The organism is Streptomyces sp. Mut1 (assembly GCF_030719295.1).
In the GTDB taxonomy this organism is placed as follows: domain Bacteria; phylum Actinomycetota; class Actinomycetes; order Streptomycetales; family Streptomycetaceae; genus Streptomyces; species Streptomyces castrisilvae.
In genome coordinates, this window is the sequence record NZ_CP120997.1 from 7,368,621 (window position 1) to 7,390,377 (window position 21,757).

Below are 21,757 nucleotides of genomic sequence, written 5' to 3' on the forward strand. Positions count from 1 at the left end.
TGATCCTTGGGGGGATCACTATGCGTATTCCCGTCCGCACGATGACCGTGGCCGGTTCGGTGGCAGCGGCGCTGGCCGTGACGGCCCTGGTGGCCACTCCGGCGACCGCGGCGACCACTCTGGGCGTCGGCCACGTCGACGTGCTCGACGCCGAGTGGGACGGCTCCGGCCTCCACCTCCACGTCCACGACGAGGAGAACGACACGGAGTACGAGCCGGCCGACGTCGTGCTGTCCGTCCCGGCCGCGGCGAAGGTCGCCAACCCCGGCTACGGTTTCCTGGGTTCCGGCAGCGAGGTCTGGCTGCTGCCGGAGGATCAGGCGGTGGCCAACGCGCGTGGGGTGCTCTTCGCGGGATTCTCCACGGAAGCCCTGACGACCGGTGTGTTCGCCGGTGACTCGGTCTCGTACCGTCTCGTCGGTGCCACCCGCGACGGAGCCTCGACCGAGGACTTCAGCGTCTACGCCGGCAGCGGCACCCGCTGGTACGACAGCAACACCGCGACCACGTCCTACAAGTCGAAGGCGTTCCCCGTGGGCGCCCACAACCACGCCAACTGGGCCTTCGAGGAGGCGGGCACGTACAAGCTGACCTTCAGCGTCTCCGGAACGGTGGCAGGGGTCACCGAGACCGCCACTGAGACGTACACCGTGGTCGTCAGTTCGTGATGGTGGCCCTGACGCGCGGCTCGCGGTCGCCGGCCGTCGCCGTGACGGCTGTGTGTGCCGCGGTATTCATCGGCGCGGCGGGGCTGATCGCCGGCGGCAGCGGGGACGCCCGCGCCGCCGGCGGTGCGGCCGTGATCGAAGAGGGCGAGCTGGACCTCGTCCCGCGCGTCGTCGACGGTGCGCTGAAGCTGGAGATCGACGACCGCAGCGGCGGCGCGCCCACGGTGCGCACACCCTCGCAGGTCGTCGTGCACGCGGGACCGGCGACGAAGGAGACCGTGGTCAGTCCCGCATACCCGATCCTCGGCGAACTGGTCGACGCGTACTTCCTGAACGGCTTCCTCAACTCGGGGCGGATCTACGCCCCGGAGCCGGTGTGGAAGGGCGGCGAATCGGGTGGGGACAGCGAGGTGGGTCTCACGGGATTCGAAGGGCCGGGGCGTTTCGCTCTCTACGCGTACACGCCCGAAATGGACTCCGACGACGAGCCGGCCGTTCCGTACCTGGGCAGTGACGCCGACGCGCCCCGGTCCTTCACCCTGTCGGCGGGCGAGGGAGGGATGAAACCCACCTGGGCGTTCACGGAGGAAGGGGTGTACCGCCTGACCTTCACCGTGACCGCGGGAGAACTGTCGGCCACGGAGACACTGGCGGTGGTGGTCGGCGACGACGTCGACCCTTCCGGGGTGACGCCCGGGGACGGAAGCGAACCCACCGAACCGTCGGCGACTCCTCCGGTGAGCCCTCCGGCCACGACCACACCGCCGGCTGCGCACGTGATCGACAACGGGCATCTCGACCTGGCGGCTCGCCCCGCCGATGACGGGCTCTCGTTCGAGATCAAGGAGGGCAGCGCCCAGGTCCACACGTGGCACGAGCCCGACGAGGTGGTCCTGCATGTGAAGCCGGCGGCCAGACGCAAGGTCGTGGAGGGGTACGAGTTCGTCGGCGATGTGGGCTCCTCCATGTGGCTGCTGCCCATGCAGCAGATCGACGGGCTGGTGTGGCCGGGGTGGAGCACGGAGGAGTTCGCCACCTCGGATGTGAGGGGTGACGTCTCCTTCAGCCTGGATTCCGCCGAGGGCCCCGGCTCGGTCGCGGTGTTCTCGACCGGTGCGACGGGTTCGGTGACCATCGGTCTCGACAGCCGCGACGGGCTGCCGGACGTCCTGGCCCACTCGGCGCACGCCCATAGCCACTGGAACTGGGCGTTCACGGCCGAGGGCGTGTACCGCACGACCTTCACGGTGAGCGCCACGCTCGCGGACGGCCGTACGGTGCGTGACACCGAAACCCTGGCCTGGGTCGTGGGCAACGGGACCGACCCCTCGGCAGTGGTCCCGGGCGACGGCGGGGAGCCGACCTCGTCCCCCACGGCGACGCCGACCCCGTCGGTGTCGGAGCCGACTTCGGTGCCGTCGTCCACGCCGCCCCCACCCGGGGCGTCGGGCTCCGCCGGTCCGGAGGGCGGGTCTGCGACGGCGACGTCCTCCTCGGCCGTGGTCACCGGGCCGGCTGCCGGGAGCGGCGCGGCGGGTGCCTTCAATGACCCGAAGCCCGCGGGCGGCCTCGCGTCGACGGGATCCTCCGCCGCCGTGATCGCGGGCGTCGCCCTGGCGGCAACGGCCGTCGGAGGAGGGGTGTTCGCCGCCGCCCGCCGCCGTCGCGCGGTCGGCTGAGACCGAGTCGGCGGAGCCGGGCCCGAAACGGTCCGGCTCCGCCACCGGTCCCGGCGCCATGCGGGACCTGTGCGGTCAGCCGGAGGACCGGAGGGCTGTCCTGGGCCGGAGGGCCTCGGCGATGGACTCGCTGCGCCACCGCTTGAGCAGTTCGTGGAACGCGAACGAGCCGTGGGGGTAGGCGCTCGCGGAGTTCGGGCGGCCGAGCCCCTCACGGTTGTAGTAGCCGGGGGTGCACTCGGCGTGGAACCACTCGTGGTCCGCGGCGTCCTCGGCGAGAACGGCCAGCCAGGCGTCCTCGGCCTCGGGGGACGGCTCGATGAGGGCATGCCCGCTCTCGGCCGCTGCGACGAGCGCGGCGGCGTGCACGGCCTGCTCGTCGAGTACGTGCGTGAAGTTGACGCTGCTCGCGTTGTGCAGGGTGCCCATGTGGATCAGGTTCGGGAAGCCGTTGCCGGTGAAGCCGTGCAGAGTCCGCGGGCCCCGCTCCGCCCACGCGTGCAGCAGTTGGGTGCCACCCCGGCCGTGGACGGGGAGCTTGCCCGAGTGGATGCCGGAGACCCCCACGGAGAACCCCGTGGCGAAGATCAGGCAGTCGAGTTCGTAGGTGTTCTCGCCGACGACGGCCCCGTGCTCCGTGATGCGCTCGATGCCGTGGGTGTCGGCGGTGTCGACCAGGGAAACGTTGTCGCGGTTGAACGCGGCGTAGTACGTGTCGGAGAACGTGGGGCGCTTGCAGGCGTACCGGTACCAGGGCTTGAGTTTCGCCGCCGTCCCGGGGTCGGTGACGGTCTGCTCGACACGGGCGCGCAGTTCGTTCATCTTCGCGGCGTCGGCCGCTTCGTAGGCCGCTTCGAAGGCCGCCCCCTTCTCGTCGCGGCGGAAGCTGGGCAGGAGCTTTTCCAGGAGAGCGGCCGAGGCGGTCCACCCGTCTGCCACGAGGTCGTGGCCGGCCGGCTCGCCGGAGACGATGCGCAGGAAGTTCTCGCGGCGCTCCCTGGCCCAGCCGACGTGATCGGCACCGACGTCCTCCGCGCCGGTGCGGCGGTTGGCGCGCACATCCACGCTGGACGGAGTGCGCTGGAACACGTAGACGTGCTGGGCGTCCTCGGCGAGCACCGGGATGGCCTGGACCCCCGTGGCGCCGGTGCCGACGATCCCCACGCGCTTCCCGCTCAGGCCGGTCAGGCCACCGTCCGGTGTGCCCCCGGTGTAGGCGTAGTCCCAGCGCGACGTGTGAAAGGTGTGGCCCCGGAAGCTCTCGATGCCGGGTATCCCGGGCAGCTTCGGATCGGACAGGGTCCCGGTGGACGTGACGACGTACGTGGCGTGGAAGGTGTCACCCCGGTCGGTGGCCACGAGCCACCGTTCGGACGCCTCGTCCCAGGTGAGCGAGGTGACCGCCGTGGAGAACAGGGCGTCCGGATAGAGGTCGTACTTCCGGGCGATGCGCATGGCATGACGGCGGATCTCCTCGCCGGGGGCGTACTTCCACTCCGGCACGTAGCCGGTCTCGTCCAGCATCGGCAGGTAGACGTGCGACTCGACGTCGCAGTGGATGCCCGGGTAGCGGTTCCAGTACCAGGTGCCGCCGAAGTCGCCGCCCTTCTCCACGATCCGTACGCGTCCCACACCCCGCTGTCGCATCCGCGCGCCGGCGAGGATGCCGCCGAAGCCGCCGCCGACCACCGCGACATCCACGGTGTTCCGCACCGGTTCGCGCTCGGCGGCCTCACCCGCGTAGGGGTCGTCGGCGTAATACCCGAACTCGGCGTCCGCCGAACGGTATTGGCGGGCGCCGTCGGGCCGCACCCGCCGTTCGCGTTCCAGCCTGTAGCGCTGCCTCAGGGCGTCGAGCCCAGCAGGGTCAGGGGTTTGAGTGATCGTCATGTGGGGGTCTGCCTCCGATCGGGCGGCCGCGCCGGATCGAACGGCCGCCGTCCGCTACGGTAGCAACTACCGGACAGTGCTGTCCGGTTGTTGCGCGGGTGACCCTCACACGCGCGCAGGGCGCCGCCGCGCCCCCGTACGGGCCGGGCGAACCACCTGGCCCGGCGGGCTCCCCGCAGACAGGAAGAGTGATCCCTCCATGCGACGACTCCCGGTCCGTTCCCTCGCGGTGCTCGCCACCGTCGGCACGCTGGCCCTCACCGGATGCGGTACGGAAACCGCCGGCGGCGGCGCACCGGCCACCGCCGCTGCCGGCAGGACCATCCGCGCCCACCAGGTCATGCGGCTGACCGAGGTGCACGCGGAGACCGGCATGACGTTGCTCGAAGGCCCGACCTTCGACGAGAACGGCGATCTGCTCGTCGTCGACGTCACCGCACCCGCGGGCGAGCCGAAGGTGATGCGGGTCGACGTGAGGAGGAAGACGTCGAAGGCCGTGCACACGGATGACCGAGGGGCCTACACCTCGGCACAGTTCAGTCCGTACGACGGCCGCCTCTACCTGACCGACTACGCCCACGGCGAGATCGTCAGCCTGGCACCGGACGGAAGCGACCCGCGGACCTTCTTCTCCGGCGAAGTCGACGGAGCCGGGATGAACCCGGACGACATCGCCTTCGACAAGGAGGGCAACCTGTACGTCAGCGACTCACGCGGTCTGTCCACGGGCGACGCGCACGGGCGTGTGGTGCGGATCGAGCGGGACGGCAAGAAGTCCACCGTCCTCGCCGAGGGTCTCGCCCCGGTGAACGGGATCTCCTTCGACGCGGACTACCAGGGGCTGTGGATCAGCGAACTCACGCAGGACCGGATCTCCTACCTCCGCCTCGACGGAGCGGGAACGGTGACCTCCCGGCACACCGCCATCCGCGTGGACGGCGGGATCGCCCAGACCGATTCGATCGCCGTGGACGCGGACGGCAACCTCTACCAGGCACTCCACGGCCGGGCCGCCATGATCGTGTACAACAAGCACGGCGAACGCCTGGCGACCGTCGAGATCCCCGCCGGCACCAAGGGGCTCGAATCGGCGACGAACGTGGCGATCACGCCCGGCGGGACCAAGGCCTACATGACCGTCAGCGGACCGGGCGGCGGCTACCTGTACACCTTCGACGCGCTGGGGAAGGGCATCCGGCAGTCCAACGGGGGCTGACACCCCCGGCGCTCATCCCTCGAAGGGCCGGACCGGACCCACTTCCACATCGAGGAGCCGCCACGCCGCCTTCGCCCGGCGCTCCCGCACCTCGCGTGTGGGACCGCCGGTGGCGCCGGAGACCATGGCGACGGCGAGCATGAGGTCTCCCGACGCGCCCAGCCGGTGCCTCCTCGGCAGGTGCCGGCGCAGCGCGGACTCGACCCGGTCCGAAAGGACCAGGGCGTGGGCGAGGGCCTCCGAGTGGCCGGCGGCCCCGTTGCTGTGCAGCAGGCCGAGGAAGGCGGCCGACTCCGTCAGGTGCCAGGTCAGAACGCCGAGGACATCGGCGAAGCGCGCGTCCTCGGCCGCGGCAGCCTGCTCGACCTGCCGCACGTTCTCCTCCAGGACCGCGATCGCCACGGCCGCCCGGTCGGGGAAATGCCGGTACAGGACGCCCTGTCCGACCCCGGCGCGACGCGCGATCGCGGAGAGCGGGGCATCCAGTCCATGGGTCGCGTAGATCTCCCGCGCGGCGGCGATCAGAGCGTTCCGATTGCGGGCAGCCACCTTCGGCCCGTGATTCGCGGGCCGCCGCTCGGCGGGCACAAGGGGCTGGCTCATCCCGGAAGCGTACCGGCCGGTCGCCGGACCGGGCCGCCGCAGGAGCCCGGGTCCGTGGGCGGGCCGACGGCGCCCACGGACCCGGGAGCCGTGGTGGTCTCAGTCGGTCAGCCGCCGCTTCCCGAGTTGTCCGGCGACGGCCGGGTCCCGGTGGTCGAAGAAGAGCGAGGCGCCGGTGTCGAGCGTGGCGATGGAAGCCATCTCGTCGTCGGTGAGTGCGAAGTCGAAGACATCGAAGTTCTCCGCCATGCGCTCGGCCCGCACGGATTTGGGGATGGTGACGACACCGCGCTGGATGAGCCAGCGGAGCACGACCTGGGCGACGGACTTGCCGTGCGCCTCGCCGATGCCGCTCAGGACCGGGTTGGTGAAGAGGCCGTTCTTCCCTTCGGCGAAGCCGCCCCAGGACTGGATCTGGACGCCGTGCTCGCGCATGACGTCCTGGTCCGCGGTGCGCTGGAAGAAGGGGTGGGTCTCGATCTGGTTCACCGCCGGCGTCACGTCGTTGTTGCTGAGGAGGTCGACGAGCCGGTCGGGGTAGAAGTTGGCGACGCCGATCGCCCTGATACGGCCCTCGTGATGCAGCGCCTCCATGGCGCGCCACTGCCCGTACACGTCACCGAAGGGCTGGTGCATCAGGTAGAGGTCGAGGTGGTCCAGGCCGAGCTTGCGCAGCGACGTCTCGAAGGCGCGCTCGGTGTTCTGCTCGGCGGGGGCGTCCTGGATCCACAGTTTGGTGGTGACGAACAGTTCCTCGCGCGGGATGGCGCGGCCCACGGCCTCCTCGTTGCCGTACGCGGCGGCGGTGTCGAGCAGCCGGTATCCGGCGGCGAGCGCGTCGTTGACGATCCGTTCGGTGTCCTCCGGCGGGATCTGGAAGACGCCGAACCCGAGGATCGGCATCGTGACGCCGTTGTTCAGGGTGACGGTTTCCATGAGTGCCTCCTGTGAGCGGTGGGGATGGGTCAGAGGGCGATGAGGGCCTTGAGGACACGCCGTCGGCCATGTCCTGGTAGGCGGCCGGGACCTCCTTCAGGGAGACGGTCCGGTCGCTGCGCGCATCGGGTGGTGCTCCTGGGAGAGGTCTTCCGCCGTCGCGGAAGAACGGGGATGGGATTCGCCCTGGGCCGGCCGCGCGGAAGCCCTGTCCGGTGCGGCACCGGGCTTCAGCGTTCGAGCACGCATTTCCGTTTCAGTCTGCTTTACGGGAGCCCGTGTCCCCCGGCGCACACGCGAGCGGTGATGACGGTGAACACCACCGGCCGCGCGGGCCCGCGGGATGCGTGGCCCACGCCGGGCAGCCGGGACGGCTGGCTCGGCGCGCCCGGGCCGGGCTCGGACGAGGCGGCGCGGGAAGTACCGGCCGGCGCGAGCGCGTAGTTGAGGGGGAAGAGCAGGTACTGCCCGATCATGCAGACCACGACCACGACCGCGGTCCACCACAGGTCAGGGGGCGAGACCGGCGACGGCCCGGACGACTCCGACGCCCAGGGGCGTGCCGGCGGTGCGGTGCGCGGCCCGGCGGGTGGCGGCGACCCGGGCCGTCCACTGGTTGATCACGATGGTGCTGGTGAGGATGGCCCAGTAAGGGTGGCCGACGCCGGCCACCTGGCTGATGATCCCGGCGATGCCGGCGGCCAGGCACATGCGCCAGGCGATGAACCACTCGACGGAGCGTCCGCGTACGGCGTGGCCGATCGGATACCACGGGCCCGGCCTGCCGGGCAGGGAGCCGATGGGCGGGGCGGGAACGGCCGGGGCGTCGTCTCCGGGGCGGAGCAGCACCTTTTCGGCGAGTTGTCGCGCAAGGCGGCGACGAAGCCGACCGCCGACCGCCGGCAGCCCGCCTCCCGCGTCACAGCGCGACCGCCCCCACCACGGCCGCCGCCGCCACGATCACGAGACCCACGACGTTGACGGCCATGTCCCGTTTCCAGGAACGGCGTTCGGCTTCGGCGTCCAGGGTGAGGGCCGCCGGGTCGTCGGGGGAGTAGTGGACCGTGACGTCCCGGCCCTGCGATCCGGCGGGGTCGCGCAGCCCCGACTCGCAGTAGGCCGTAACGGCCGTACCGTCGAGGGTGGTGAAGGTGACGACCGGCACCACGTACGTGGAGGTGTGTCCGTCGTCGTCGGTGCGGACGCTCTTGAGTACGGCGACGACACGGCCGGGCACGGCGGCCATGGCGGCCAGGGTACCGAGGCGGCGGTTCCTGTCGCGTACGTTCCCGGGCAGGTGGTACGCGCCGGAGAGGGCCCACGGCCCGCAGAAGCCGAGCAGGGCCCATGGCCAGCCCCGGTCGATCGCGGCGACGACGACCAGGCCGGCGTAGACGAGGAAGACCGCGAAGGCCGGCAGGCCGAGCCCGCGCCCGCCCTCGGAAGGGTCATCGGTGAACCGGAAGGCGTGGGGCCTGCCGGGCGGGTAGCGGACGCCGATCTCCCGGCCCGTCCACGCCACGCTGATCCTCTCGCCCCGCTCCCCGTCGTTGGTGACGGTGAACTCCTGCCCGGTGGAGGGGTCCTGGAAGGAGACGACCACGGCGATCCCGTCGCGCGGGGAGCCGCCGTGCCGGGGTTCCCCCACCCGTTCGATCCGCCCCTTCACCCGGACCGCCCGCTGCGCCCGGGTCATCCCGGCCAGCGCCATCCCGTAGCCGACCAGCGCGACCGTGCCGAACACACCGCACCACAGCACCAGATATCCGTGCCGGCTCATCCGTCTTTCCTCCTGTCGCTTCGGGGGACGGCCACCGGGCGCACCCCTGCCGTCCGGAGCACCGAGGTCCGGGGCACCTCACTGCGCGGGCGCGCGCCGCACCACTTCGCCCGCTCCATTCGCCTCCAGCGACGCCGTGTCCTCGGGCCCGGTCACGACGACCCTGATGACGAGGGAGCCGGTGAGACGGTCGGCGGTGATCTGCCAGGTGCGGGGGGAGTGGACACCGAGGGTGGAGGTGGCCTCTTCGACCAGGGCGGGGAAACGGTCGTAGGGCAGCGCACGGGGATCGAGCCCCGGGGTCTGCGCACCGGCCGGCGAGAACACGACCGACAGCAGGCGCTCCCGCACGACGACGGTGAGCGCCCGGTGTGTGTCCTCGTCCCCGGTGAGTGTGCCGACGGCCCGGTCCAGCTCGCCCTTGTCGAGGAACGTCTGTCCCGGTCCCAGGGAGACCGTTCCGGACGCCGACGACGACACCGTGGTGGACGACGTGGCGGAGACGGACGGTGGCGCGCCCGGGGGCGGTTGCGCGGTGTCGTCCCGGTCGAAGAGGTCCGCGCGGAACAGCAGGACCACGACGGCCGCGCCGAGCAGCAGGCCGAGGAGCAGGACGGAGCCGAAGGCACAGCCCTCCGGGGGCGCGGCCACCTCGGCCGTCCCGGGCGCCGAGTCGATGCGGGCCGCGTCCGCCCGGTCCTCCCACTCGGGTGTCGGCCGCTTGACGATGCGCGCCCGCCACGGGCTGTCCGGCGGGTACTGGACGACCACGACGCCGCGCGGCCGGTAGTCGGACAGGTCCACGAGGTTGATGTCCTGCGTGATCTCCACCCGGTACGCCGGCCCGTCGTCCGGTGCGACGGTGAGGTCGAACCGCACCGGTATGTCGCCCGACTCGCCCCCGACGGCTTGGAGGCTCTCGATCATCGCGAGCGCCGTGCGCGGGACGACCGCCGCCTCCCGGGCACGCCTCGGCACCCCGGCGAGGAAGAACAGCAGCCCGTAGAGCGCGGGCAGGACGAACCCGGTGACGAACAGGGGTACGTTCTCGGCGATCCCGCCCACGACGAGCGCGGCGAGCGATGTGCCGGCCACACCACCGGTCAGCAACCCCCGCGCGAGGACGAGGGGCGTACGGTGCGTGGGCGGCGGCGCACCCGTGGTGATCGTCATACGGGCGATTGTGCTGGGCTCGGGTGACGTCCGGTAGACCTTGGTGTGACCTTCCGGCAGGAGAGGCGGGATCGCCTGTCGTTGATGCCGGCGGCCGCCTGCGGGCGTCCGGCGTTGTGGACGCAACGAACAGCACGAACACCACGAACACCACGGACGGCCCGGACTCAGGCGCGGGCGGGGCCGTTCGTGGAGACCGGCGGTCCGGCCGGTGGTGCGGGCTGAGGAAAGAAGCGGCGGGCGGCCAGCGAGACGTGGACCAGGCCGATGAGGACCGGCACCTCGATGAGGGGGCCGACGACTCCAGCGAGGGCCTGGCCGGAGGTGGCGCCGAAGGTGGCGATGGCGACCGCGATCGCGAGCTCGAAGTTGTTGCCCGCGGCGGTGAACGCCAGCGTCGTCGCCTTCGGGTAGCCCAGTCCGACCGCACGGCCGGCGGCCAGGGACCCGGCCCACATGACGGCGAAGTACACCAGCAGGGGCAGTGCGATCCGTGCGACGTCCAACGGCTTGGAGGTGATGGCGTCGCCCTGGAGGGCGAAGAGTACGACGATGGTGAACAGCAGTCCGTACAGGGCGAACGGGCCGATGCGCGGGATCAGTTTCGTCTCGTACCAGGTGCGGCCCCCGGCCCTCTCGCCGAGGCGGCGGGTGAGGAAGCCGGCGAGCAGCGGGATGCCGAGGAAGATCAGGACGGAGCGGGCGATCTCCCACACCGACACGTCGAGGGTGGTCTGCTCCAGGCCGAGCAGGCCGGGCAGCGCGGTCAGGTAGAACCAGCCGAGCGCGGCGAACGCGATCACCTGGAAGACGGAGTTCAGGGCGACGAGCACGGCGGCGGCTTCGCGGTCGCCGCAGGCGAGGTCGTTCCAGATGATGACCATGGCGATGCAGCGGGCGAGTCCGACGATGATCAGGCCGGTGCGGTACTCGGGCAGGTCGGGAAGGAACACCCAGGCGAGCGCGAACATCAGGGCCGGACCGACGATCCAGTTGAGGACCAGGGACGGGACGAGCAGGCGGCGGTCGCGGGTGACGGTGTCCAGACGGTCGTAACGGACCTTCGCCAGGACCGGGTACATCATCACGAGCAGACCGAGCGCGATCGGCAGCGAGACCCCGGTGACCGTGACCTTCGCGAGCGCGTCCCCCAGGCCGGGCACGAGACGCCCCAGACCGAGACCGGCGGCCATCGCGATCAGAATCCACACGGCGAGGAAGCGGTCCAGGAACGACAGCCGGCCGGCCACCGGGCCGGCGGGCACGGCCGCGGTGGCGGCTTCGGCGCTCATGAGGCGGACTCGGCGGCGGTGACCGTGGGCAGCGGCTGCCCGGCGGGCCGGCTGAGGACCGCGGCCAGGTGGTCGGTCGTCTCCGGCAGCAGCCGGTAGTAGACCCAGGTCCCGCGTCGCTCGGAGTCGATGAGCCCGGCCTGCTTCAGCAGCTTCAGGTGGTGGGAGACGGTCGGCTGCGACAGGTCGAAGGCAGGGGTGAGGTCGCAGACGCAGACCTCCCCGCCGGCGCGGGAGGCGATCATCGACAGCAGCCGCAGCCGTACGGGGTCGCCCAGGGCCTTGAACACCTTCGCCAGACCGGTGGCCTGGTCCTCGTCCAACGGGGCGGTCAGCAGAGTGGGACAGCAGCCTTCGGCGCCGTCCTGGCCGAGCACCACAAGCTCTTGTTTCGACATGCTTCTATGTTGACGTTTTTCGATGCAAGGCGCAAGGTTGCATCGACAGACATCAATGCAACCCGATCGGGGAGACCGTCATGTCCCGTGCCCAGCTCGCGCTCAACGTCGCCGACCTCGAAGCATCGGTCGCCTTCTACTCCAAGCTGTTCGGCGTCGAACCCGCCAAGCGGCGCCCCGGCTACGCGAACTTCGCGATCACCAACCCGCCGCTCAAGCTCGTCCTCATCGAGGGCGAGCCGGGCCAGGAGACCCGCCTGGACCACCTCGGTGTCGAGGTCGACTCCACCGACGAGGTCACCGCCGCCACGACCCGGCTCAAGGACGCCGGACTCGCCACGTTCGAGGAGAACGACACATCCTGCTGCTACGCCCTCCAGGACAAGGTGTGGGTCCACGGCCCCGGCAAGGAGCCGTGGGAGGTCTACGTGGTCAAGGCCGACGCCGACCGGATGGGCAAGAGCCAGGCCCTTGAGGGCGACGCCTGCTGCGGCGGCCGGGACGAGAACGCGCAGCCCGCGACGGCCGCCGCGGGCTGCGCCTGCGACGGCTGAGCGTTCCCGCGCATCCTGTTCGTTGAGCCCTTCCTTCCCGCGGTGTCGGCCCGCGCGGTAGGGGAGGGCTCGCGTGGTGCCGGTGCTCCGGCCCGGACCGCCGGCAAGGCCCCTGCGATCATGTGTCCCATGGGCGAGCTGGTGGAACGCGTCGATGAGCGGGACCACGTCATGGCGGTCGTCGAGCGTGGCGAGGCCATCCGGGAGCGCTGGCTGCACCGCGTCGCGACGATCGTGTGCCGCGACGGCGACGGACGGTTCCTCGTGCACCGTCGCCCGGACCACACGTCCCGCTTCCCGGGGCGGCTCAACTGGCTGCTCGGTGGCGCCGTCGACGTGGGTGAGTCGTACGAGCAAGCCGCGGCCAGGGAGCTGGCGGAGGAGCTCGGGGTGCACGCCGCTCCCCGCTTCGTGCTCAAATTCCTCTGCGACGGCGCGATCAGCCCCTACTGGCTGGGCGTCCATGAAGCCGTGATCACGACGCCGGTTCGGCCCGACCCCCGCGAAGTCGCCTGGTTCGACTGGCTGACCGCACCCGAACTCGAAGCGGCCGTCCGGCGGTCCGGGTTCGTCCCGGATGCCCGAGAGGCATTCGACCGCTATCGGGCCCTCGACGCCCCGGACCACCCCTTCGGTTAGGTTCGTCACCGCTCTGTGCGCGGGGACACGTCGAGCGGGCACCCTGCGTCGCCGTCCGCCGTCCGCGAGACGGGCTCGCCACCCCGCGTACTTGCTGTGCCCGGTGTGGCCGGGGAGGCGGGAGACGCCGACAGTCCTCCGAGCGGGAGTGGAGACAGGAAACGGCGTTGCGTCCCGTGGGTGCGGGCGTGGAGGCTGTGCGGCCGGAGGTGATGAGGATGGTCAAGGTCGAGTTGCGGCTGTCGGTGCGCGACCTGGTGCCCGCGGACCTGGAGCACTGCGGGTGGTCGGGGTCCGAGCAGCATCTGGCCGGTGTCGCACGGCAGTTGGAGCGCGCCCGGCTCGGGGAGGTCGACTATCTCGCTGTCTGCCCCCCGACGGGCATCCCAGTGGCGAAGGGCGGAGTCGACTACCGGGCCGAGGAAGGCGCCGGAACGCTGTGGCAGCTGGCGGTCCACCCCGCGCTGCAATCGTGCGGCATCGGCACGCTCCTGGTGGCGGCGGCGGAGCGGCGCATCCGGGAGCGGGGTCTGTGGCGGGCGGAGCTCGGCGTGGAGGAGTGCAATCCACGGGCTCGGGCGCTCTACGAACGGCTCGGTTACGTCGCGTTCGACCGCCGGCCGGACTCGTGGGACGAGACGGCCCCGGACGGCTCGTCGCGCCGCTACGAGACGGTGTGCACGCTGATGCGCAAGCACCTCTCATAGGTTCCGGCCTCCCGGACGAGGCGCGGCGGGCCCCGCCGCGCCTCACCTTCAGCCACCCCGGAGGGTGTTGAGACGGGCAGCCTGACGCGTCAGGTGGTCGCGTTCCGCGATCCCGGAGGCCCGGTGCGCGGCCTCGGCGTACAGCCGCGCCGCCGTCGCCCGGTCGCCGGCCCGCTCATGGAGGTAGGCCGCCACCGCGGTGTACCGGGGCAACGATCCGTCCAACGCCGCGAGTTGCGCCAGACCGGCGCGCGGGCCGTCCGCCTCGCCGACCGCCACCGCGCGGTTCAGCCGTACGACGGGGTTGTCCGTCAGGAGGGCCAGCTCGTCGTACCACTCGACGATCTGCACCCAGTCCGTCTCCTCGGCCGTGGGCGCGTCCGCGTGGAGGGCCGCGATGGCGGCCTGGGCCTGGAACTCGCCCAGCCGGTCCCGTGCGAGCGCCGCTTGCAGGATCGCCACGCCCTCGGCGATCGCGGCGGAGTTCCAACGGCTCCGGTCCTGCTCGGCCAGCGGCACCAGGCTCCCGTCGGGCGCGGTCCGGGCGGGGCGCCTGGCGTGGTGGAGCATCATGAGGGCGAGCAGCCCCGCCACCTCGGGGTGGTCGACCAGGGCCGCGACCTGCCGGGTCAGGCGGATCGCCTCGGCGGCCAGGTCGACATCGCCGGAGTAGCCCTCGTTGAAGACCAGATACAGGACGCGCAGCACCGTGGCGACATCGCCGGGGCGGTCGAACCTCCGGCCGCCCAGAGTGCGTTTGGCCCGGCTGATGCGCTGCGCCATGGTCGCCTCGGGCACCAGGTACGCCTGCGCGATCTGCCGGGTGGTCAGCCCGCCGACGGCGCGCAGGGTGAGCGCGACCGCCGACGACGGCGTCAGTGACGGGTGCGCGCACAGGAAGTACAGCTGGAGTGTGTCGTCGCGACCCGGCGCGGGGCCCGGTACGGGCTCCTCGTCGGCGAGGTCCTCACGCCGGCGGCGCGAGGCATCCGCGCGCGTCGCGTCGAGGAACCGGCGCCAGGCCACGGTGACCAGCCAGCCCTTGGGGTCACGCGGAGGGTCGGCCGGCCAGACCCGGACCGCCTCGATCAGCGCGTCCTGGACCGCGTCCTCGGCCGCCGCGAAGTCTGCTCCGCGGCGGACGAGGACGGTGAGCACGCTCGGTGTGAGACTCCGGAGCAGGGTCTCGTCCATGGAAGAGGTCACTCCGTGATGGTGGGCGGTGCGGTCAGGAACGGGCGCACCTCCAGCCACTCGTGGATCGGCCTGCCGCCCGCCCCGGGGGCGGCCGACAGCTCCCCGGCCAGCTCGTAGGCGCGCTCCTGGCTGTCGACGTCGATCACCATCCAGCCGGCGATCAGGTCCTTCGTCTCGGCGAACGGGCCGTCGGTCACCGGCGGGCGCCCCTCACCGCCGTACTGGACCCAGGCCCCCTCGGGGGCGAGCGCCTGGCCGTCGACGTACTCGCCGGTCTTCTCCAGCCGGGCCGCGAAGTCGTTCATGTACCGCATGTGCGCCGAGATCTCCTCCGGCGTCCACCGGTCCATCGGCACGTCGTTGACCGCTGCCGGGGCGCCGCGGTAGTGCTTGAGCAACAGGTACTTCGCCATGGTGTCTCTCCTTGCCGGTGCGGCCCCTTGCGGCCGCTTTCACTACGGGGACGGAGCCGGTGACGGGTTCTCGACATCCTCGCCCAGTTTTTTTTCCGGTTCCGCTCCGGGACCGGTCCATGATCCGCGAATCGTGGACGCCGCGCCTGCGGAGGATCTAGCGTCGGGCGGGACAGCGACGGTGCAGCACCGTGCGCGGCACCGCACCGGAACACGGGGAGACCATGACCCACGGCAACGCGTCCACCGAGAACACCGAAGCCCCCGTCACCTTCATCACGGGCGGTTCGAGCGGTATCGGGGCAGAGAGCGTGCACCGCCTGCTCGGTCTCGGCCACCGGGTCGCGGCGACCGGACGCAGTGCGGACAAGCTGGCCGCGCTGGCCCGTGCCGCGGCCGATGCGGGCACGGGCGACCGGCTGCTGACGTTCGAAGGGGACGCGGCGGACTGGGGGCATGTGTCGGCAGCCGTCGAGGAAACCGTACGTGTGTTCGGCCGACTTGATCACGCCATCGCCAACGCCGGGTACTCGGCCGACGCCCACGTCGAGACCGGCGACCCCGAGAAGTGGCGGGGCATGGTGCTGACCAACGTGCTGGGCCCCGCCCTGCTGGTACGGGCGGCGCTCCCGGCGCTGAAGGAGAGCCAGGGCCGGATCGTGCTGATCGGGAGCGTCGCGGGGTTCAAGAACACCCCTGGCAACCTCTACTCGATGACGAAGTTCGCGGTGACCGGCCTCGCCGAGAACGTCCGCATGCTGACGACCGGCTACGGCGTCGGGACGACCCTGATCGCGCCGGGCCGGGTGCTGACGCCGTTCTGGGACGACCGCCCGGGCGGCGCCGAGGCGGCCGGCCCGATGATCTCCGCCGGGCAGCTGGTGGACACGCTCGTCTGGGCGATCTCCCAGCCCCGCGGCGTGGACGTGAACACGCTGGTCGTCCGGCCGATCGGCCAGCCGAACTGACGCGGCCGCCCTGTGGCGTACGGGTGAGCGCCGACGCCCGTCCCCACGGTGTCCGCCCGGTGCCCGGAGGGCCTGCCGAAGCGGCACGGCGGCACGGCGGCACGGCGGCACCAGCCGTCCGGACTCCGGCCCCCTCGACGGTTCAGGTCCCGGTGTCCCGTTCGGAGACGGTGAACAGCGCGCCCTCGGGATCGCGGATCACGTACGCCGTCCCCGGAAGGCCGCCCGCGGGGGCCGCCTCGCCCCCGGCGGCCACCGCCGCGGCCGCCGTCGCGCGGCTGTCCTCCACGAAGAAGTCGATGATCCAGCGGGCCCGGACCCGGGGGTCGGGATCGTTCTCCACACCCCCGCCGCGCAGTGTCACCACGGTGTGCCCGCCGGCCCGGACGAGCACGCTCTCCTGCGCGTAGTCGACCGTGCACCGGCTCTGCGGCCTGGCCCAGCCGAACACCTCGGCATAGAAGATGGCCGCCTCGAAGGCGTGGCGTGCCTGGAGGTCGACGCGTGCCGGTGCGCGCGGGCCGTCCGACCAGACGGGTGCGGGGCCCTCCCAGAATCCGAAGGCGGCCCCTTCGCGGTCGGCCGCGATGGCCGCCCGTCCCTCTCCCAGGGGAAGGGGCCCCACGGCCAGCGTGGCGCCGCGTTCCCTGATCCGGTCGGCCGTCTCGTCGGCAGCCGGTACGGCGAAGTACGGAATCCACGCGGGTGAGGGGGCGGCCGGGCCGGGGCAGCCGATCCCGGCGACCCCCCTGCCGTGGGCGTGGGCGAGGACGAAGTCGCTGCCGAGACTGCTCTCGTGGTACTCCCACCCCATGACCTGGGCGTAGAACGTCCGCGACGCGCGCAGATCGCGCGCCGTCAGACTCACCCAGCAGGGCGCACCGGGCACTGGCGTCTTCCACTCGAGGCTGGGCATACGGCACTCCTTCGCCGGGGGGCGCTCCCAGAAGAACGATCCTCCCGCGGCCCGGGGCGCGCACCCGGCCACTTCCCTGTCCGCGCCCGATTCCGCAGGGCGGCGTCCGTGCCCGGGAGACGCGGTGTTCTCGCCTCCCTCGCCCGGCACGGGACCGGGGGAGTGACCGGACGGTGCTCAGGAGGAGAAGTCAGGCCTCCCGGCCCTGGTCCTCCTCGTCGTCCGTCGTACGGACGGCGGCCTCCTCGGCGGACGCCGCACCCCCGTCGATGCCCACGTCGTCGGCGTAGACGTCGGTGCGCCGTCCGGGCACGTCGTCCGCCGCGCTCAGCCGGCCGGAACGCGTGTCGCCGTCCTTCGGCTCCACCGGTTCGCCCTCGCCCTCGGGCAGGTCACCGATGCCGTCGCCGTCCGGCGGCTCGATGTCCTCGACCTCCTGGGCCAGGCGCTGGTCGAGGGACTCGCCGCGGCGCTCCTCCTCGCCCGTCGTTCCGTACTTGTCGACGGCCAGCGGACGCTCGGGCGGGGAGTAGCCCTCTTCCATCTGGTCGTCCAGCCCTCGTTCGCCGAGGGTGTTCTCCATGTCGAGTTCGTCGTTCGGCGGGTCCTGGCCATCGTCCTGCGGCTGGTAGACGTCGTCGCCACGTGCCTCGGTCGGCATGATTCGTCCTTCCGTCGGAGGCGTCATGGGTGTCCGGGGTGCCACCGGGTGGCATTCCGCCACCCGGCCGCTTTCCCTTCACACCCTTGCGAGTGCCCTGCCGGGCACGGTGAAAACACCCCGTTTGTCACCCTAGGTGTGCGGCTGTTCCGCGTCGTTTCGGGCGGCCCTATTTCGGGATCGGCGCATCCTCACAGGGCCGGCGGGAAGCGGTCCCACGCACGGTGACCCGCGAGAAGCGCGGCGACGCCGTCCAGCACGGTGGACGCGGCGCCGCCCGACACGACCCCGGCCGCGTCCGCGGCCAGGCCGGCCTTCTCCAGCACCGTCGCCCCGTCGCCCCAGGCGCCGACGGCCTTGCCGTGGCGGAACGCCTCGGTGACCAGGAGCAGGACGCGCGGGTCGACGCCGGTACGCGCGGCCGCGGCGTCGTCGGTCTTGGCGTCGCGGGCCCCGTAGGCGTCGGCGGCCGGAGCGGGGGACCCGGCCAGGAGGACCGCGTCGAACTCGGTCGACCGGGCGGTGGTGAAGGTGCGCTGCACGGCGACCGGGTCGCCGCCGGCCGCCAGCTCGCCGCCCGTCGGCGCGATGACCAGCGGGACCATTCCGGCGTCCAGGATGCCCCCGCGCGCCTCCCGCACGGCGTCCAGACCGGTCTTCCCGTCGGTGACGATGCCGATCACCCGGCCGTCGACCGGCCAGGTGCGGCCCAGCTGGGACAGCGCGGGGCTCGGCTCGACCGACGCCAGGGCCACCGTCGCCTCCGGTGCCTCCAGGCCCAGCCCCCGCGCGACCTGCGCACACAGCTCCGGGTCGATGTTGGCGAGCGACCTGAGCCCCCGCTCCTTGACCGCCGGCTCCCAGCACTTGCCGAGTTCGAAGGTGTACGCGGCGACGATGTGCTCGCGCTCCGTCGGCGTCATGCTGAGCCAGAACAGCCGCGCCTGGCTGAAGTGGTCGTCGAAGGAGGCCGCCGCGTCCCGCACCTTGCGTGCCGCCGGGACCTCGGCGGGGACCTCGATGTACGCGCCGGTGTCCGCGCCCGCGACGAACGGGCAGCCGCCGTCCAGCGAGTTCGGCCGGTACGGGGCGACGCCCCGGTGCACGGCCGTCTGGTGCATGCCGTCACGCAGCATGTCGTTGACCGGCGCGTGGGTCCGGTTGATCGGCAGCTGCGCGAAGTTGGGCCCGCCGAGCCGGGTGATCTGCGTGTCGACGTACGAGAAGAGACGCCCCTGCATCAGCGGGTCGTTGCTGACGTCGATCCCCGGAACCAGATGGCCGACGTGGAAGGCGACCTGCTCGGTCTCGGCGAAATAGTTGGACGGGTTCGCGTTCAGGGTCATCAGACCGATCGGGCGGACCGGCGCCAGCTCCTCCGGAACGATCTTCGTCGGGTCCAGCAGGTCGATCCCCTCGAACATCTCGTCCTCGGTGTCGGGGAACGTCTGCACCCCCAGCTCCCACTGGGGGAAGGCGCCCGCCTCGATCGCGTCGGCCAGGTCACGCCGGTGGAAGTCCGGGTCCATGCCCGCGGTGAGCTGCGCCTCCTCCCACACCAGCGAGTGCACCCCCAGCTTCGGCTTCCAGTGGAACTTCACCAGCGTGGTCGCGCCCTCGGCGTTGACCAGCCGGAACGTGTGGATGCCGAAGCCCTCCATCATCCGGTACGAACGCGGGATGCCCCGGTCCGACATGTTCCACAGGGTGTGGTGGGTCGCCTCGGTGTGCAGGGTGACGAAGTCCCAGAACGTGTCGTGCGCGCTCTGCGCCTGCGGGATCTCACGGTCCGGGTGCGGTTTGCCGGCGTGGATGATGTCGGGGAACTTGATCGCGTCCTGGATGAAGAACACCGGCATGTTGTTGCCGACCAGGTCGAACACGCCCTCATCGGTGTAGAACTTCGTCGCGAACCCCCGGGTGTCGCGCACCGTGTCGGCGGAGCCGCGCGAGCCGAGCACGGTGGAGAAGCGCACGAACACGGGCGTCTCGGCGCCCTCGGCGAGGAAGGCGGCCTTGGTGATGCCCGCCGCCGCGCCATAGGCCCGGAACACCCCGTGCGCGGCGGCCCCACGGGCGTGCACCACCCGCTCCGGGATGCGCTCGTGATCGAAGTGGGTGATCTTCTCCCGCAGGTGATGGTCCTGGAGCAGCACCGGCCCCCGGGGACCGGCCTTCAGCGAGTGGTCGGTGTCGTACAGGCGCGCACCCTGCGCGGTGGTGAGGTACGCGCCGCCCTGGGCCACCCTGTCCTGCGGGGCGCCGGTCGGCTGCCCGGTGGGGCTGTACGTGTCGGGGCCGGTCTGGTCGTGCTTGGGCGGCAACGGCTCGCGCGCCTTCGTGGGCTCCTCGACCTGGGGGGCCTCGGAGCCGGGGGCGCCGGGCAGCTCGTTGCCCGGGCTGATGGCGTCCTGCACCTTGCCCGCGATCTTCTCCGCGGCGGCTGACACCGGATTCTTCTTCTCGCTCACTGACTTCCAATCTCGCGGGGGGAGGGGCAGTGCCGTGCGCGGAGAGGTCGGCACGCGCTCGGGGACGGCATCGCCTGACCACGCGTACCCCCCGGCCCTCGGCGGGACACATGGGTTGCGCCATCCGGCGTCTCCGCCCCGGCCGAGGGCGCGGTGCCGCTGGGCGGAGCCCCCAGTACGCTTGCGGCCACCGAACGACATGGGGGCACAGTGCGCGAGAGACCGGCGGAGACGGCGGCGGCGAACCCGACGGCCGGGCGGCCCTGGTGGGCGGCCAACGAACTCCTCGCGTTCCTCCTGGAACTGGTGGCCCTGGCCTGTCTCTTCCGGTGGGGGTTCTCCCTCGCGGACAACCTGGCCGTCCGGCTCCTGCTCGGCTGCGCCGTGCTCGCGGCGGCCATCGTGCTGTGGGCGCTGTTCGCCGCACCGCGCGCCCGCTTCCGCCCGCCGCTCGCCGGAGTGCTGGCGGTCAAGGCACTGGTGCTCGGCGGGAGCGCCTTCGCGCTGTACGGGGTCGGGCACCCCACGGCCGCCGCGGTCCTGGGCGTCCTCGTCGTGATCAACACCGCCCTGTCGGAGACCTTCCGGCGCAGGGTCGCTCCGGTCCCGTAGAGGCGCGGCCGGGCGACCGGCCCGGGGAGTCGGTAGCGTGGACATACCGACGAGACCGGACGCCCAGGGACCGAGTACCGGGGAAGCCACCGCCGTTACGCCCGGCCACGGCCCCTGACCGCAGCCCGGGAAGGGAAGCCGCTCATGTGCAGATGGCTGGCCTACTCCGGCACGAGTGTCGTGCTCAGCGATCTCCTCTACAAACCCGAGCACTCGCTCATCGACCAGAGCCTGCGCTCACGCATGGGCGTCGAGACGACCAACGGGGACGGTTTCGGCGTCGGATGGTACGGGCCCGGCGGGGAGACACCCGCGATCATCCGCGACACCGGGCCCGCCTGGAACAACCGCAACCTGCGTGAACTCGCTTCCCACGTCAGCTCGCCGCTGTTCTTCGCGCACGTGCGGGCGTCCACGGGCACGGCCGTCCAGCAGACGAACTGCCATCCCTTCCGGCACGGCCGGTGGCTGTGGATGCACAACGGGGAGATCGCCGACTTCCACCGCCTGCGCCGCAGCCTCGCCCTGGAGCTCGACCCGGCGCTGTTCTCCGCCCTGGAGGGGTCGACGGACTCCGAGGTGATGTTCTACCTCGCCCTGACGTTCGGGCTGGACCAGGACGTGCCGGGCGCGGTGGCGCGCATGGCCGGGTTCATCGAGCGTGTGGGGCACGACGAAGGGGTGGAGCACCCGCTGCAGATGACCGTGGCGGTGTCCGACGGCGTTCGGCTGTGGTCCTTTCGCTATTCGAGCCTCCATGAGTCCCGCTCGCTGTTCCACAGCAGCAAGGCGGAGACCGTACGCGCCCTCCACCCCGACCTGGACTTCCTGCGGGGCGTCTCCGACACCACCCGCCTGGTGGTGTCGGAGCCGCTGGGCGGCCTGCCCGGTGTGTGGAAGGAAGTGCCGGAGAGCAGCTACGGCGTCGTCCAGCCGGGTACGGACGAGTTCCTTCCCTTCGTGCCCGAACCCTTCTGAGAACGC

Annotated in this window: 23 protein-coding genes; 9 read left to right on the top strand and 14 right to left on the bottom strand. The window is 71.8% G+C overall.

The window, feature by feature from the left end; all coding sequences use genetic code 11:
- The first annotated feature begins 20 nt into the window (after positions 1-20).
- A complete protein-coding gene (locus P8A18_RS31900) occupies positions 21-668 on the top strand; it encodes a choice-of-anchor M domain-containing protein (RefSeq protein ID WP_306060241.1) in 648 nt (215 codons plus the stop codon).
- A 50-nt stretch (positions 669-718) separates the two neighbouring features.
- A complete protein-coding gene (locus P8A18_RS31905; RefSeq protein WP_306060242.1) occupies positions 719-2,347 on the top strand; it encodes a choice-of-anchor M domain-containing protein in 1,629 nt (542 codons plus the stop codon).
- Positions 2,348-2,422: 75 nt separating this feature from the next.
- Here the strand turns inward: P8A18_RS31905 and P8A18_RS31910 are convergent, their stop codons facing one another.
- Positions 2,423-4,237: a flavin-containing monooxygenase gene (locus P8A18_RS31910; protein ID WP_306060243.1), complete on the bottom strand. Its 1,815-nt coding sequence runs from the start codon at positions 4,235-4,237 to the stop codon at positions 2,423-2,425.
- A gap of 199 nt (positions 4,238-4,436) precedes the next feature.
- Here P8A18_RS31910 and P8A18_RS31915 point away from each other — a divergent pair, with 199 nt between their 5' ends.
- A complete protein-coding gene (locus tag P8A18_RS31915; RefSeq protein ID WP_306060244.1) occupies positions 4,437-5,453 on the top strand; it encodes an SMP-30/gluconolactonase/LRE family protein in 1,017 nt (338 codons plus the stop codon).
- Positions 5,454-5,465: 12 nt separating this feature from the next.
- Here the strand turns inward: P8A18_RS31915 and P8A18_RS31920 are convergent, their stop codons facing one another.
- From P8A18_RS31920 to P8A18_RS31955, 8 genes are all read right to left on the bottom strand, one after another.
- Positions 5,466-6,056 (bottom strand): TetR family transcriptional regulator, encoded by a 591-nt coding sequence (locus P8A18_RS31920; RefSeq protein WP_306060247.1) that lies wholly within the window; start codon positions 6,054-6,056, stop codon positions 5,466-5,468.
- A 99-nt stretch (positions 6,057-6,155) separates the two neighbouring features.
- Positions 6,156-6,992 carry an aldo/keto reductase gene (locus P8A18_RS31925; RefSeq protein ID WP_306060249.1) on the bottom strand — a complete coding sequence of 279 codons (837 nt, stop codon included), beginning with the start codon at positions 6,990-6,992 and terminating at the stop codon, positions 6,156-6,158.
- Positions 6,993-7,258: 266 nt separating this feature from the next.
- Entirely contained in the window at positions 7,259-7,483 is a 225-nt protein-coding gene (locus P8A18_RS31930) for a hypothetical protein (protein ID WP_306060251.1), read from the bottom strand.
- A gap of 19 nt (positions 7,484-7,502) precedes the next feature.
- Positions 7,503-7,841 carry an FUSC family protein gene (locus P8A18_RS31935; RefSeq protein WP_306060253.1) on the bottom strand — a complete coding sequence of 113 codons (339 nt, stop codon included), beginning with the start codon at positions 7,839-7,841 and terminating at the stop codon, positions 7,503-7,505.
- Positions 7,842-7,911: 70 nt separating this feature from the next.
- Complete coding sequence (locus tag P8A18_RS31940; RefSeq protein WP_306060255.1) at positions 7,912-8,772, bottom strand: DUF3592 domain-containing protein; 861 nt, start codon at positions 8,770-8,772, stop codon at positions 7,912-7,914.
- A 78-nt stretch (positions 8,773-8,850) separates the two neighbouring features.
- The gene (locus tag P8A18_RS31945; RefSeq protein ID WP_306060257.1) at positions 8,851-9,945 is read right to left on the bottom strand and encodes a hypothetical protein; all 1,095 of its coding nucleotides are present in this window, start codon (positions 9,943-9,945) and stop codon (positions 8,851-8,853) included.
- Positions 9,946-10,112: 167 nt separating this feature from the next.
- On the bottom strand, positions 10,113-11,237 hold the full coding sequence (arsB, locus tag P8A18_RS31950; RefSeq protein WP_306060259.1) for an ACR3 family arsenite efflux transporter: 1,125 nt from the start codon (positions 11,235-11,237) through the stop codon (positions 10,113-10,115).
- Positions 11,234-11,635 carry an ArsR/SmtB family transcription factor gene (locus tag P8A18_RS31955; RefSeq protein WP_306060262.1) on the bottom strand — a complete coding sequence of 134 codons (402 nt, stop codon included), beginning with the start codon at positions 11,633-11,635 and terminating at the stop codon, positions 11,234-11,236. Before P8A18_RS31955 ends, arsB begins: the two co-directional genes overlap by 4 nt.
- An 80-nt stretch (positions 11,636-11,715) precedes the next feature.
- On the opposite strand from P8A18_RS31955, the gene P8A18_RS31960 reads away from it, so the two are divergent.
- The 3 genes from P8A18_RS31960 to P8A18_RS31970 all read left to right on the top strand — a co-directional run bounded on the left by P8A18_RS31960 (position 11,716) and on the right by P8A18_RS31970 (position 13,535).
- A complete protein-coding gene (locus tag P8A18_RS31960) occupies positions 11,716-12,189 on the top strand; it encodes an ArsI/CadI family heavy metal resistance metalloenzyme (protein WP_306060263.1) in 474 nt (157 codons plus the stop codon).
- A 129-nt stretch (positions 12,190-12,318) separates the two neighbouring features.
- Positions 12,319-12,828, top strand: coding sequence for an NUDIX hydrolase (locus P8A18_RS31965; protein WP_306060264.1), 510 nt, complete (start codon positions 12,319-12,321; stop codon positions 12,826-12,828).
- A 218-nt stretch (positions 12,829-13,046) separates the two neighbouring features.
- The gene (locus P8A18_RS31970) at positions 13,047-13,535 is read left to right on the top strand and encodes a GNAT family N-acetyltransferase (protein WP_306060265.1); all 489 of its coding nucleotides are present in this window, start codon (positions 13,047-13,049) and stop codon (positions 13,533-13,535) included.
- Between the two features lie 48 nt (positions 13,536-13,583).
- Here P8A18_RS31970 and P8A18_RS31975 read toward each other — a convergent pair whose 3' ends face one another.
- A complete protein-coding gene (locus P8A18_RS31975; protein WP_306061275.1) occupies positions 13,584-14,729 on the bottom strand; it encodes an RNA polymerase sigma factor in 1,146 nt (381 codons plus the stop codon).
- Between the two features lie 8 nt (positions 14,730-14,737).
- A complete protein-coding gene (locus tag P8A18_RS31980; RefSeq protein ID WP_306060266.1) occupies positions 14,738-15,145 on the bottom strand; it encodes a YciI family protein in 408 nt (135 codons plus the stop codon).
- A gap of 224 nt (positions 15,146-15,369) precedes the next feature.
- Between P8A18_RS31980 and P8A18_RS31985 the strand changes: the two genes are divergently transcribed.
- Positions 15,370-16,113, top strand: coding sequence for an SDR family oxidoreductase (locus tag P8A18_RS31985; protein WP_306060267.1), 744 nt, complete (start codon positions 15,370-15,372; stop codon positions 16,111-16,113).
- A gap of 142 nt (positions 16,114-16,255) precedes the next feature.
- Here P8A18_RS31985 and P8A18_RS31990 read toward each other — a convergent pair whose 3' ends face one another.
- The 3 genes from P8A18_RS31990 to P8A18_RS32000 form a co-directional block, all read right to left on the bottom strand.
- Complete coding sequence (locus tag P8A18_RS31990) at positions 16,256-17,029, bottom strand: VOC family protein (RefSeq protein ID WP_306060268.1); 774 nt, start codon at positions 17,027-17,029, stop codon at positions 16,256-16,258.
- 190 nt (positions 17,030-17,219) lie between these two features.
- The gene (locus tag P8A18_RS31995; RefSeq protein WP_306060269.1) at positions 17,220-17,690 is read right to left on the bottom strand and encodes a DUF5709 domain-containing protein; all 471 of its coding nucleotides are present in this window, start codon (positions 17,688-17,690) and stop codon (positions 17,220-17,222) included.
- Between the two features lie 191 nt (positions 17,691-17,881).
- On the bottom strand, positions 17,882-20,161 hold the full coding sequence (locus P8A18_RS32000) for a catalase (RefSeq protein WP_306060270.1): 2,280 nt from the start codon (positions 20,159-20,161) through the stop codon (positions 17,882-17,884).
- A gap of 210 nt (positions 20,162-20,371) precedes the next feature.
- Between P8A18_RS32000 and P8A18_RS32005 the strand changes: the two genes are divergently transcribed.
- Positions 20,372-20,773 (top strand): YrdB family protein, encoded by a 402-nt coding sequence (locus P8A18_RS32005; RefSeq protein WP_306060271.1) that lies wholly within the window; start codon positions 20,372-20,374, stop codon positions 20,771-20,773.
- Positions 20,774-20,917: 144 nt separating this feature from the next.
- On the top strand, positions 20,918-21,751 hold the full coding sequence (locus tag P8A18_RS32010) for a class II glutamine amidotransferase (RefSeq protein ID WP_306060272.1): 834 nt from the start codon (positions 20,918-20,920) through the stop codon (positions 21,749-21,751).
- Positions 21,752-21,757: the final 6 nt, after the last annotated feature.

Excerpts from the sequence above, each read along its gene's own strand:
- P8A18_RS31900 (WP_306060241.1), top strand. The coding sequence starts at position 21 with ATGCGTATTCCCGTCCGCACGATGACCGTGGCCGGTTCGGTGGCAGCG.
- P8A18_RS31910 (WP_306060243.1), bottom strand. The coding sequence starts at position 4,237 with ATGACGATCACTCAAACCCCTGACCCTGCTGGGCTCGACGCCCTGAGG.
- P8A18_RS31915 (WP_306060244.1), top strand. The coding sequence starts at position 4,437 with ATGCGACGACTCCCGGTCCGTTCCCTCGCGGTGCTCGCCACCGTCGGC.
- P8A18_RS31920 (WP_306060247.1), bottom strand. The coding sequence starts at position 6,056 with ATGAGCCAGCCCCTTGTGCCCGCCGAGCGGCGGCCCGCGAATCACGGG.
- P8A18_RS31925 (WP_306060249.1), bottom strand. The coding sequence starts at position 6,992 with ATGGAAACCGTCACCCTGAACAACGGCGTCACGATGCCGATCCTCGGG.
- P8A18_RS31940 (WP_306060255.1), bottom strand. The coding sequence starts at position 8,772 with ATGAGCCGGCACGGATATCTGGTGCTGTGGTGCGGTGTGTTCGGCACG.
- P8A18_RS31945 (WP_306060257.1), bottom strand. The coding sequence starts at position 9,945 with ATGACGATCACCACGGGTGCGCCGCCGCCCACGCACCGTACGCCCCTC.
- arsB (WP_306060259.1), bottom strand. The coding sequence starts at position 11,237 with ATGAGCGCCGAAGCCGCCACCGCGGCCGTGCCCGCCGGCCCGGTGGCC.
- P8A18_RS31955 (WP_306060262.1), bottom strand. The coding sequence starts at position 11,635 with ATGTCGAAACAAGAGCTTGTGGTGCTCGGCCAGGACGGCGCCGAAGGC.
- P8A18_RS31960 (WP_306060263.1), top strand. The coding sequence starts at position 11,716 with ATGTCCCGTGCCCAGCTCGCGCTCAACGTCGCCGACCTCGAAGCATCG.
- P8A18_RS31965 (WP_306060264.1), top strand. The coding sequence starts at position 12,319 with ATGGGCGAGCTGGTGGAACGCGTCGATGAGCGGGACCACGTCATGGCG.
- P8A18_RS31970 (WP_306060265.1), top strand. The coding sequence starts at position 13,047 with ATGGTCAAGGTCGAGTTGCGGCTGTCGGTGCGCGACCTGGTGCCCGCG.
- P8A18_RS31975 (WP_306061275.1), bottom strand. The coding sequence starts at position 14,729 with ATGGACGAGACCCTGCTCCGGAGTCTCACACCGAGCGTGCTCACCGTC.
- P8A18_RS31980 (WP_306060266.1), bottom strand. The coding sequence starts at position 15,145 with ATGGCGAAGTACCTGTTGCTCAAGCACTACCGCGGCGCCCCGGCAGCG.
- P8A18_RS31985 (WP_306060267.1), top strand. The coding sequence starts at position 15,370 with ATGACCCACGGCAACGCGTCCACCGAGAACACCGAAGCCCCCGTCACC.
- P8A18_RS31990 (WP_306060268.1), bottom strand. The coding sequence starts at position 17,029 with ATGCCCAGCCTCGAGTGGAAGACGCCAGTGCCCGGTGCGCCCTGCTGG.
- P8A18_RS31995 (WP_306060269.1), bottom strand. The coding sequence starts at position 17,690 with ATGCCGACCGAGGCACGTGGCGACGACGTCTACCAGCCGCAGGACGAT.
- P8A18_RS32010 (WP_306060272.1), top strand. The coding sequence starts at position 20,918 with ATGTGCAGATGGCTGGCCTACTCCGGCACGAGTGTCGTGCTCAGCGAT.